This window comes from Legionella dresdenensis, assembly GCF_042649825.1.
In the GTDB taxonomy this organism is placed as follows: Bacteria; Pseudomonadota; Gammaproteobacteria; order Legionellales; family Legionellaceae; genus Legionella_C; species Legionella_C dresdenensis.
The window spans coordinates 81,883-93,231 of record NZ_JBHSAB010000019.1; the positions used below are offsets into that span (position 1 = coordinate 81,883).

Consider the following 11,349-nt stretch of genomic DNA (forward strand, 5'->3'; position numbering starts at 1 on the left):
ATCTCATCGTGACCAGGTTGCGCAATTTTGAATAGTTGCACCAATAATTGCAATAATTTGACCTGCCAGACGTACTTTATTGTTCATTGGCAGAACGGTTTGTCCTTCTTTGGTTAAGATAATAACTTTATTATAGTCCATATCGAATCCCATGCCGCTGCCAACCTGGTTGGCTATTACCATATCAAGTTTTTTGGCATGCAATTTTTTTTCAGCGTAATTCACCACGTTTTCGGTTTCGGCAGCAAAACCCACGACATATTTCGCTTTTCCTGATTCAGCCACTGCGGCAATAATATCAGGATTTACTGTTAACTGGAGTTCAACTGTTTCCGTACCTTCTTTTTTGATTTTACTGGTTGACGCTGCAACCGGCGTATAATCTGCAACCGCAGCGCAGCCGATGACGATCATATCCTGCTGCAGGCGAGACATCACTTGTTGATACATTTCCCGGCTAGAGCTGACGCGGCAGAAAGTTATGCCTTCAGGAATCGGCAGGGCAGAAGCGCCGCTGATTAAAGTGACTTGGGCGCCAGCGACCCGGGCAGCCTCCGCTAAGGCATAACCCATTTTGCCTGAACTGTGGTTAGTAATATAGCGCACCGGATCAATGGCCTCGCGAGTGGGGCCTGCGGTGATCAATACCTGCTGCCCCTGCAAGCTGTTCTGAATATCAAACAGGCGCAACGCATTAAGGATAGCTGCCGCTTCGCTCAAACGGCCAAAGCCCTCTTCGCCACAGGCTTGGGAACCCTGTTCGGGCCCAACGATTAAAACGCCATTTTGCCTGAGCGTTTCGCTATTGGCTTGCGTTGCAGGATGTTGCCACATGCTTCGATTCATTGCCGGACAGACAATCACTGGTGTTTCACTGACCAGATATAAGGTAGATAATAAATCATCAGCCAGACCGTGGGCCATTTTTGCCATCATGTTTGCCGTAGCCGGCGCAATCACCAGATAATCAGCCCAACGGGCAAGTTCAATATGCCCCATTGCCCGCTCTGCCTGCCGATCAAACGATTCGCAACGCACATCGTTTCCGCTCAATGCCTGCAAAGTTAAGGGCGTAATAAATTCCTGAGCCGATTTCGTCATGACCACTCTGACTTCAGCGCCTAATCGAGTCAACTCACGTACCAGATAGGCAGACTTGTAAGCAGCAATACCGCCGCAGATCCCAAGAACAATTTTTTTATTAACAAAATCTTGCATGGCTAACCAATTTTGATAAGAATACCGCGATCAAAACACAAACCTCGCCATAAAGGAATAACTATGACGAATTTCCAACCAGCACAGCCGTTGCGCCTGCGCGAAAAATTATTGACGCTAGGCGTAAAGAACCTGTCTGATACCGAACTCCTGGCTATTTTTATCAGCTCAGGCAGCGGAAAAAAATCCTGCTTACAGCTAGCTTATGAACTATTAAGGCATTTGGGCGATCTGCGCGGCGTGTTAACTGCCGACACAGCCGCTTTTTGCCAAATTCAGGGACTTGGCGTTGTGCGCTACCTGCAATTACAGGCTGCCCGGGAAATCTGTAAACGCAGCGATTTTATTTCCCTGCAGAAAGAAACCCGCCTGACCAGCTCACGCGACACCTATACGTTTATCAAACGACAGCTGCGCGATAAAAAAAATGAAACCTTTGCCGCCCTGTTTCTGGACAGCCAATATCGGGTCATTTGCTATGAAGAACTGTTTCAGGGCACCATTAATTCAGCAAGCGTCCACACCCGCCCCATCATCGAACGCGTACTGGCGCTTAATGCTGCGGCGATTATTATAGCACATAATCACCCCTCTGGCTTATCAGATGCCAGTGTCCAGGATATACAAGTGACTGATCGCTTACGCAACGCGCTGGATCTGGTTGACGTGCAATTGCTTGATCATCTGGTGGTGGGCGATAACGAGGTATTTTCCATCGTAAGCCAGACCAAATGGCCATGTCATTAACTGAATGGCGTCATTCCCGCGCAGGCGGGAATCCATCCCTCACACTGGCTTCTTATCTTGTTTGATGGATAGATCCCCGCCTGCGCGGGGATGACAAATTTTCTCTTTGTACAAAAACCTCTAAAAATTGCTATTATTTAATTAATTAAAAAATAATCAGGATGGTTACATCATGTCTGCTGAAATGCTTGATGTGTTAGTTGTAGGAGCAGGGCCAGTAGGGCTTTTTTGTGCGAATGAGTTAACCCGCTACGGCCTGAAATGCCGAATTATTGATAAAAAAGAGGCGTTAAGCGATAAATCAAAAGCGCTTGGCCTTCATATTCGTACTCTCGATGTCCTGGAAGATTGTGGACTGCTTGATGAATTTCTGAAGCGCGGCCATAAAGTTGTTCAGGCTCTGTTCAAATCTAATGGTGCGTTAATTGCCAGTGTCGATTTTAGCAAAGTCGCCTCAAAACGCCATTACCTGATTGATTTACCCCAGGATCAAACGGAAAAAATCCTCCATGACAATCTGGCCGGCAAAGGCATTAATGTCGAATGGCAAACTGAATTAACTGCTCTGGAACAAAAAGAAAAGTCAATTATTGCCACCCTTAAAAATCCGGAGCAAGACAATCTCCAGGTCGAGGCAAGCTGGATTATCGCCTGTGATGGCGCTCACAGTACCTTAAGGCATTTGGTGAATGGCGATTTTGCAGGTTCTGCTTATGATCAATTCTGGTGGCTGGCTGATTTGCACATTGATTGGGCAGAGCCTGAGGACAGTATGGTAATCAACATTAGCCAATATGGTCCAATGGCATGCTTTCCAATGGGCAATAAACGTTATCGTCTGGTAATGACTGCGCCCGGAAAGAGCACGGAACAGCCGCAATTTGAAGACATTGTAAAAGAATTTAATTTACGCTCGGCAGACAAGGCCGAACTCTCGAATCCGGTCTGGGTAACCGGTTTTTCAATCCACCACCGGCAAATGCAGCAATACCGCTATGACCGATTGTTTTTTGCCGGGGATGCCGCGCATATCCATAGCCCAATGGGCGGCCAGGGGTTGAATACCGGTATTCAGGATATTTATAACCTGGTCTGGAAATTAGCCCTGGTTCAGCGTAATCAGGCCATCGATGAGCTTTTGGATACTTATCATGATGAGCGTTACCCGGTTGGGAAAAAAGTTTTACACAAAACAGATTTAATGACCAAAATGATTTTGATAAAGAATGATTTCCTTATTAAAATGCGCAATCATGCCGTTAAATTTTTAACCAACCTTGATTATGTAAAAAAAACCCTGACCAGCGATCTGGCCGAGTTGAATATTTCGTACAGCAAGAGTGCTATTGTTGGTCATTACGGCGGTAAAACCCTGTTTAAACCCGGTGAATACTTGCCAGATTTTACCCTTTACTCGCTGGATTCCGAGCATCAGGTTGCCAGCTCAGCTTACAAAATTACTAATAACATGCAGCATAACCTGTTTCTATTCATAGGCAGAGAATCATTTGATCGGGTTATTATTCTTGATATTGTAAATTCGGTCGCAAAAAATTATCAGGGCATGATTACCGTTCATTTGGTCATGCCTGATAAAGTATTAAGTCCGGAATCGAATGTGAAGCGCTGGATGGATAGTAATTGGGATACTCATAAAGCCTTTGCGATTGAACACCCGACATTGATGATAGTTCGCCCCGATAAATACATTGCTTATATTCAAACGCCTTTGGATAAAACAGACCTGGATAAATATCTCGATCTGTTTTTCAAATTACCGCCGCCAAAACCCAAGGTGAAAAAAATCCTTGATCCGGATTTAAAGAATAAGTAAATTCAAAAAATTCGATTGATCAATTAGGGAAGTGCATTATGCGTTTGTACCCGTTTTTACTTGCTTTTGCTGCGTTTTCAGCCCAGGCCGATACTATTAATAACTACATGAATATTGCAAATAATATTCCCAAAATGGAAATGAAGGCCGATGCGCAATCACAAGCCTGGGCGCGTTCCGCACGCAATGTACTCGGCGTCACCGATGAAACTATCGCTGAAACGTTATTACAAGCCAATGAAACCGCCAAGGCCCAAGGCCATCCGTTGTTTTGCCTGCCTGGCGGCATGCAGTTAAATGGCGTAACCTTAAATAACATCATTCAGGAAACCTATAATCAGATTTCAAGCCAGCAAAGCGATAAAAATAAAATGACGGTTTCACAGATTGCATGGCTTGGCGTTACTAAAAAATATCCATGCCATAAAATGCCTTCGGGTTTAAATCATTTGAAAATAAGGAAACAGTAAAACCCGGGTTACGGTCATTTCGACCTTCACCCTGGCGATATTTACATAACAGAGCATTGTTGAGTCGGAGTATTATCCTTATCCTGCTCTTCCTCAACCTGCATTGGCTTGACCTCTAGCAATCTTTTTACAACCGTATCTTTAAACATTAACGGCAGATGCGATGAAGGCCCACGTTTGAATATTTGTCTGCCGCTCTGATCCCGTACTTGCCAAAACTCCTTTTTGCCCTCATTCCTGGCCTTAATATTAGAAAGTACCAGATTCAACATGTTGTGTATCTGGATATCACTTCGTTTTGTCCTGTCTACTAAAATGGCATGCTGAAAGATATGGAATAACAGCTCAAACGGTAATCTGCCGAAATTTGCGTTTTGTTGTTGATTACCGCTACATAGAACCACTGCTATCATAACAGCAGCTACTTCTTTTAAATCTGTAACCGCATTTCTATTTTGTTTTAGCGTGTTATGTACATTATCAATTAACTTTTTTGATATTGCCTTTTCGCTATAAGAATCATCAAAATGAACTAATGCACGGGTTGTTTTTATTGCCCGATATCCCAAATCTGTAAACTGATTTCCTTGAGCAGAAAGATGTTGCACACTACCACGGCGACAAATTGCAGCCAGAGTTTCATCCCCTACGCCGCAAAAATCAATTTTAAGTTTTTCCAGGGGCAATGTGCCAAATAAAAACTGCGCGTTATCCTTCAACGCAATATGAGTAACATCAAGCGACTTTAATCTGGGCATGAGTTTCAGTAAGAGCAAACCATTAATATCTATATTTAAATTTAAAGAAATATCCAATTCTTCCAAATGCTTAATTCTGGCAATTGAAAACATATTTTGGTTATTTAAAGAACAATTACACAATCTTAACTTCTTCAGATTAACCGCGGTTGCCAATAGCTCAAGAAAAGACCTTTCAACTGGTATAAATGTAATCTGTAATTCTTTCAGTTGTTGAAAATCAAGTAGCTCGCCAAGCGTTTTGAGGTTAAAAGTTTTTGTCGACTTTGAAGATAGAGATAACGTCTTAAGGGATTTAATTTTGCTAATAGATGCCAATGCGGTGGCGCTGATATTATTCCCTGTTATATGCAACTCTTCCACATTCTGGTGATCTGCCTCTGCAAGAATAGACTCATCCTGTTCATCAAGATTGATTACTCTGAATTTTGGATCATTGGTTATTGCTTTTCTGTTTTTTTCATTCCATGCAGAGATAAAGAGGTATTGCAGCGACGCGGTCATTGTTTTTTCCTATCGAATTATCCGGCTTTGACAAAAATCATAATAACTGATTAATATTTTAACAAAAATACAGGAGGAATACAATGACTTGATTTGACCATCTACTGGATACCGCGGACAAGCCGCGGCATAATAACACCTTATTTACTGAACTCTTCAAACGCTTCCAGCGCTTCTGCGGCATACATTAAAGAAGGTCCGCCGCCCATATAGACTGCCATGCCCAATGTTTCTATAAATTCGGCGTGAGTCGCACCATATTTAACCAATGCCTGAGCGTGAAAACCTATGCAACCGGGGCAATGATTGGCAACAGCCAGAGCCATAGCGATTAATTCTTTAGTTTTCTTATCCAATGCGCCATCTTTAGTGGCTGCCTGAGATAATGCGGAAAATCCAGCCATTACTTCTGGCATGTCTTTTCGCAATTTAGCCAATTGAGTACTGATTCCTTTGGTAATATCATTGTATTTCGACATAATTGTCTCCTTAAATTGATAACGTTCCAAGATTACATAAAATGCGGCAAATCTCAATTAACGGGAAATTTGCCAGATTTGTTGTTGGATCAAACGACCCAACCTACATCAAAACCGGTCGTTTGACCCAACAAACCGATCTATACTCCTGCAAAAATCTCTTCCAGAAAATTCCGCATAGCCTGCATCGAACGATGCTCTGCCGTTGCATTATAGATCGTTCCCAATTGACTATCGTGCGCCTGAGGATTGGTAAACGCATGCTGCGTATGGCCATACTGGTGAACCTGCCAATCGACATTCGCCTCCGTCATTTCCTGGCAGAATTGATTAACTTGCTCCGGCTTGACCATAGGATCATCATACCCATGCAACACCAGCACTTTGGACTTAATCGTCCTTGAAGGCAGATTATCAGGTTTGGCCAGCAAACCATGGAAACTGACCACACCTTTGACATCAGCGCCGCTGCGTGCCAAATCAAGCACACATAAACCGCCAAAACAGAAACCGATAGCCGCAATCCGGTTTTTATCCACTTCCGGCATAGCGGTAACGGCGTCAAAAGCGGCAAGAATACGTGCCCGTAATAACGCCCGATCAGAACCCAATGGATTCATTAACGCCATTTTCTCTTCGGTGGTATTACCAGTACGGCCATTGCCGTACATATCAATTGCAAACCCGACATATCCCAGTCTGGCAAGCATTTCAGCTTTCTGACAGGCAAAATCGTTGCGTCCGCTCCAATCATGTGCAACCAGAACAGCCGGCTTTGGTTTGCCATGGCCAGGCTCATAGGCCAAAAACCCGTGCAGCTCCTGATTGTCATGGCGATAAGTATAATTTGCAGTATGCATAGGACATCCTTTCTGATTTTTAGATTTTTGAGTCTAGTACTCTCACCTGACAAAATCAATGTGGGCTTAATTGGATGTTATATAATCAAAAAAGTTTACATAAGTTTAAAGGATGATCTATCCTTAAATAAAAAGAACAAAGTCCAGGAGACGTTATGATTACGAATACCTTGACTGAAGTCAAAAATTTTGTTCATGCCCAATTGTGCTATCAATTATTTATTACGCCGTTACCGATACCTTTAGAGCATGAATACCGGGATTTTGCCCAGCGGGCCTGTGAATATATGATTGAGAAGCGGACGGAGAAACTTGAGTTTAACGATCCGCGCCATTATGTTATTCACCATTTTGCCCAGGATAACCCGGAGGCTAAAAAAGTCCTGATAACTCATGGCTGGATGTCCAGGGCTGCCTATATGGTGCGCTTTATCCGCTCGTTGCATCAGCAGGGGTATGATGTGTATGCCCTCGATTTTCCTGCTCATGGCGAATCCAGAGGGCTGCAGCTCACCTGGATTGATGCCGTGTTGATTTTAAGGGATATCCTCAATAATCTCGGCCCTTTTCATGGCGTTATCGGGCATTCTTTTGGCGGCTCGATGTTATTTAATCTGTTAAACCTGTCTTTTCAGCTTCCGGAATGGCAGCTTGACCATATGCCTGGCGGTGCGGTACTGATTGCGTCGCCAACCAACATGCGCACCCCGGTTAGCAGTTTTGCCCGCTGGTTTAAACTAAGCGGCCGCAGCTACTCGCTGTTACGCAATGCAATCCGGCAGCGCTCCAATACCAATATCACCCATTTGAATTTCCGCCATTTTGTAAACCACGGCCAAGTACCCGTACTTTGCGTTCATGGTACAAATGATGTTTCCATTCATCCTAACGAATCAATCACATTTTGCCGTCGATATCAGCATGCCTCGCTGGCGTTAATTCCTGATGCCGATCATGTCGATGTGTTAATTGATAAGCGGGTAGAAAGTACGGTCAGTAATTTTCTGCTGAATTTATAGGCTTAATCAAACCAGAGCAGATCATTGCGGTAAAAAAAACCTTGATTACGCTTCGCTGCATCAAGGCTACTCTCTATTTATTCAACAATGCCTTCCCGGTACGAGAGAGGGTGTTTTGCAAACATTGCAATACCCATGCAGTTTCAGTAAGCTTGTTACTAATTTCTTTTATTTCGGTTTCATGCAATTATGGCTCTCCGGGGATTTAATTCGATTTATCCAACGCTTGGCGAACGGGTTTATGTTGATCCGCAGGCAAGTGTTATTGGCGAAGTATCTCTGGCTGATGATGTCTCGGTCTGGCCCATGGCGGTTATCCGTGGCGATGTTAATACCATTTCTATCGATCAAGGCACCAATATTCAGGATGCAGCAGTATTGCATGTTACGCATGACGGTCCCTTCACACCGGGCGGCATACCGCTAATTATCGGCAAAGGCGTCACGATCGGGCATCAGGCGGTATTACACGCTTGCCAGATTGATGATTATTGCCTGATTGGTATGGGGGCTCTTATTCTGGATGGCGTTCATGTCGAACACCATGTTATGGTTGCTGCCGGCAGTGTTGTTACCCCTGGAAAACGGTTGCAAAGCGGTTATCTCTACCTTGGCAACCCTGCCCGCCAAATCAGGGCGTTAACGGCAAGGGAAATTGAAAATCTTGAGTATTCAGCCCAGCATTATATTCGGCTGAAAGACAAATATCTTCTATGATTTGCCGGCTCTGCCCCACAATATCTCATGAAAATGATAAGCAACCGTATTACAGAACGGTTCAATTAAAGCAATTGCGCCGCCTATCATTACACTACCGGTCATCAGCCAGGCAATGGTAAACGCTACGCTGAAATGAACACAGGCAAAACTCAGGGTTTTAATAATCATACTGCGCTCTCCTGAACTGGCTTATGTTCAGTATAGCACAAATGAGAATGATTATCATTTTTATTTGGGAGGCAGATAGCAGAACCGGAGCCCGGGGGTTTATCACGTTTCCTCAGGCTACAATTTGCTTAATCGTACATTAACTCATCAAGCGGCGTATAATCCTTACTGGGTCCGCCCTGAATCAATTCATTTAACACATCGGTCATACACAACAAGCGTAGGGAATTAGGCGTTACCTCATCAAAAATCACGCGTGTTCCTAACAGCGAACCTTCTGCCTCATCAAATGTTGCCCCCAGGCCATAGCCCAGACACAAAGAACATAACTGATCCGCCCTTCTTGCTATGGCAGGTAACAGACCTGTTTCAGAAAACACTTCCTCATAGCTGACAAAGCGATCATTTAAATAAAATTTGGCATTCATTGACGCAGAGATCATTGCCAGACATTTACTAATATTAATATCCATTTACCGCCACCATGGTTGAGATGACTTAACTCGCCCGGCAAAGAAACTACGCAACCAGCGCAGAAATACAGGTACCGTAAAGCCATAATGCTCAATAACGCCAAAAAACACAGCAGATACCACAACCAGCATTGCCGTCCAGTATCGAATGTGCATCAGAAAAAGAAAAATAGGGAAAGCCGCACGTGCATCTACGATAAAAAAGCGTGCGCTTCTGGCAGAATCCCGCCAATGGGATGTAGCTGAAAAATTATCTGACATGGCATCCTCCATTCATTCGATGCTCTAGTAGTATATACCCAAAACTCACCTAAAGGCGAGATTCAGGCATACCTCTGGCCAGAATAACAAAGTTTGCTTGATGCAGCGTAGTGTAAATAGAGTGTACTAAGGCTACATTCCGCTACTTGCTATAACCGGTTCGTCCTCCGGGGTCGGCACCGGATTAATGTCTCTCAGACTGTAGTTTATAATTGACCAAGTGATAAATAACACTGAATTAGTAGTGGGTGGTTTATTTCCCAAGCTACTTTTTGCCTTTAGAAGCCGGGTAATTTTATCTTCCTGACTTAACTCTTCATTTTGCATATCACTAATTAAGCTCCCTACCATCAATTGTATTTTTTCAGGGAGTGGGAGTAGTCTCATGAAGAACAGATTAGATTGAAACCGAGTTAGCAAGGGGAAGTCTTGAAGAATCGAACTACCCTCATGAATCTCCTTTAATCGTCGCGTTACCGCTGCTGGATTAAACTGGGCAGCAGCCTCACCAAACCTGGCTATCTCAAATTTTGGTTTTGTTAATGATGCAAACTCTTGCTCTGTGCAATTAAGTTTCTGGTGATTAAATCGGACAAAAATTAATGTACGAAGTCTGTCTGATTTGAACTGGTCGGCAACCTCTTGTAATTCAGAAAGTGACGTTATAAATAATGTTATTGGAACTATAAATAAAAAAAATTCTTTAGAGTCAAATGAAGGAAGTTTTTTCAAGCAGCTGTCAAATAACGCTCTTTTTTTAATAAGCGGGCCAAACTTCAAAATGGCAGCTCTCAATACACTTGGTGCAGTTATGGCAAATATGCCAGGTATTAGCGCAGGTTGGCCTACAAATTTTTTAAAGTAATCAACCATGTGATCTAATAATAACCGTTGAACTGCCCCTGCTTTTATCCATTTTTGATAAGGTGCAATATAGGCGCCAAAACTGGGCTTCTTATTTATTTGCTCTATAATAGATTTCGCTATAATTTCAGCAAGCTTGCCACGCGACCTTTCTGATAAATATTGACTAAAGTGTTCATAATTATCTGGATTTAGCCAATTCCTCAGTTTTGGTGCAACAAAATTCAGAATTTGTTGTTCAACTTCAGGAGAACTGGCTCTTTTCAAAATAAAGACAGTGTTTGCATAATTAGTCAGTAATTCAGGAAATTTAGATTCAAGATATTTATCATCACTGTAAATTTCCTCAAATTGTGAATTAATAATAGCTAGTTGCTGGTTTTCTGAACTTTTTGCCAGGCGAGCTTTGATAGTCATAGCGTTGCTCCACAATAAAAATGAATTATTATAACCCTAAATGTTCAAAAAGTAAACAATATATTTTTCGGGGAAGTGAGCTCACAAATATCGCGTTGATCCAGCTCAGTGTAATAATGTTTATTCCTATTGCCGATTGAGTGTTATGCTGTAAAGCACAACACTCATTTGATGACAGCATCAAGGCTACGTTGGGGGTATAATATAATTAGGAATTAGGAGTGAAATCTTTGCGATCTAGTCTGGTATTGCATTCTACAAGTAAATTAGCCATCATCTCATCGGAAAAACCACTGTTTTCCTGAGTTGTAAATTGCGGCTCTGCATTAGCCTTTTCTGTACCATTCACAGAATTTGCTTTACCTTCCAGGCCCGCTAAAATTAATTTTGTACTTGTCATGAGCACCCCTAATAATATCCTGACACTACATAGTCTAACAAATTAAACTTAAGGATTTATTAAGCAAATTTCAGACCTGAGATTTCTTCTTTGTGCCGGACAATTTTTTTAAAAGCTGGTCTCCGGTTTATCAAAGAGAATCCAATTAGCCAATTTA

The 11,349-nt window shown here is 42.8% G+C and carries 14 protein-coding genes; 5 read left to right on the forward strand and 9 right to left on the reverse strand.

The genetic code is table 11. The features are described 5' to 3' along the window. Positions 1-3 precede the first annotated feature (3 nt). On the reverse strand, positions 4-1,218 hold the full coding sequence (gene coaBC / locus ACFORL_RS08330) for a bifunctional phosphopantothenoylcysteine decarboxylase/phosphopantothenate--cysteine ligase CoaBC (protein WP_382342960.1): 1,215 nt from the start codon (positions 1,216-1,218) through the stop codon (positions 4-6). 63 nt (positions 1,219-1,281) lie between these two features. Between coaBC and radC the strand changes: the two genes are divergently transcribed. The 3 genes from radC (at position 1,282) to ACFORL_RS08345 (ending at position 4,269) form a co-directional block, all read left to right on the forward strand. After that, on the forward strand, positions 1,282-1,965 hold the full coding sequence (gene radC / locus ACFORL_RS08335) for a RadC family protein (RefSeq protein WP_382342962.1): 684 nt from the start codon (positions 1,282-1,284) through the stop codon (positions 1,963-1,965). A 172-nt stretch (positions 1,966-2,137) separates the two neighbouring features. Continuing rightward, on the forward strand, positions 2,138-3,799 hold the full coding sequence (locus ACFORL_RS08340; RefSeq protein ID WP_382342964.1) for an FAD-dependent oxidoreductase: 1,662 nt from the start codon (positions 2,138-2,140) through the stop codon (positions 3,797-3,799). A gap of 38 nt (positions 3,800-3,837) precedes the next feature. Beyond that, positions 3,838-4,269, forward strand: a complete 432-nt coding sequence (locus ACFORL_RS08345; protein WP_382342966.1) for a phosphatase — start codon at positions 3,838-3,840, stop codon at positions 4,267-4,269. A 41-nt stretch (positions 4,270-4,310) separates the two neighbouring features. Here ACFORL_RS08345 and ACFORL_RS08350 read toward each other — a convergent pair whose 3' ends face one another. The 3 genes from ACFORL_RS08350 to ACFORL_RS08360 all read right to left on the reverse strand — a co-directional run bounded on the left by ACFORL_RS08350 (position 4,311) and on the right by ACFORL_RS08360 (position 6,870). Continuing rightward, on the reverse strand, positions 4,311-5,531 hold the full coding sequence (locus ACFORL_RS08350) for a hypothetical protein (protein WP_382342968.1): 1,221 nt from the start codon (positions 5,529-5,531) through the stop codon (positions 4,311-4,313). A 140-nt stretch (positions 5,532-5,671) separates the two neighbouring features. Next, on the reverse strand, positions 5,672-6,010 hold the full coding sequence (locus tag ACFORL_RS08355; protein ID WP_382342970.1) for a carboxymuconolactone decarboxylase family protein: 339 nt from the start codon (positions 6,008-6,010) through the stop codon (positions 5,672-5,674). A 140-nt stretch (positions 6,011-6,150) separates the two neighbouring features. After that, positions 6,151-6,870, reverse strand: a complete 720-nt coding sequence (locus tag ACFORL_RS08360; RefSeq protein WP_382342972.1) for a dienelactone hydrolase family protein — start codon at positions 6,868-6,870, stop codon at positions 6,151-6,153. A gap of 155 nt (positions 6,871-7,025) precedes the next feature. Here ACFORL_RS08360 and ACFORL_RS08365 point away from each other — a divergent pair, with 155 nt between their 5' ends. Together ACFORL_RS08365 and ACFORL_RS08370 are read left to right on the forward strand one after the other, a co-directional pair. Next, on the forward strand, positions 7,026-7,889 hold the full coding sequence (locus tag ACFORL_RS08365; RefSeq protein WP_382342973.1) for an alpha/beta hydrolase: 864 nt from the start codon (positions 7,026-7,028) through the stop codon (positions 7,887-7,889). 189 nt (positions 7,890-8,078) lie between these two features. After that, entirely contained in the window at positions 8,079-8,606 is a 528-nt protein-coding gene (locus tag ACFORL_RS08370; RefSeq protein WP_382342975.1) for a gamma carbonic anhydrase family protein, read from the forward strand. On the opposite strand, the gene ACFORL_RS08375 is transcribed toward ACFORL_RS08370, so the two are convergent. The 5 genes from ACFORL_RS08375 to ACFORL_RS08395 form a co-directional block, all read right to left on the reverse strand. After that, on the reverse strand, positions 8,601-8,777 hold the full coding sequence (locus ACFORL_RS08375) for a DUF2061 domain-containing protein (RefSeq protein ID WP_382342977.1): 177 nt from the start codon (positions 8,775-8,777) through the stop codon (positions 8,601-8,603). The genes ACFORL_RS08370 and ACFORL_RS08375 overlap by 6 nt on opposite strands. A gap of 128 nt (positions 8,778-8,905) precedes the next feature. After that, positions 8,906-9,250: a type IV secretion IcmS family protein gene (locus ACFORL_RS08380; RefSeq protein ID WP_382342979.1), complete on the reverse strand. Its 345-nt coding sequence runs from the start codon at positions 9,248-9,250 to the stop codon at positions 8,906-8,908. Continuing rightward, positions 9,251-9,511, reverse strand: coding sequence for an IcmT/TraK family protein (icmT, locus tag ACFORL_RS08385; RefSeq protein ID WP_382342981.1), 261 nt, complete (start codon positions 9,509-9,511; stop codon positions 9,251-9,253). Between the two features lie 132 nt (positions 9,512-9,643). Further along, positions 9,644-10,792, reverse strand: coding sequence for a hypothetical protein (locus ACFORL_RS08390; RefSeq protein ID WP_382342982.1), 1,149 nt, complete (start codon positions 10,790-10,792; stop codon positions 9,644-9,646). A gap of 208 nt (positions 10,793-11,000) precedes the next feature. Next, on the reverse strand, positions 11,001-11,192 hold the full coding sequence (locus ACFORL_RS08395) for a hypothetical protein (protein WP_382342984.1): 192 nt from the start codon (positions 11,190-11,192) through the stop codon (positions 11,001-11,003). Between the last annotated feature and the right edge of the window lie 157 nt (positions 11,193-11,349).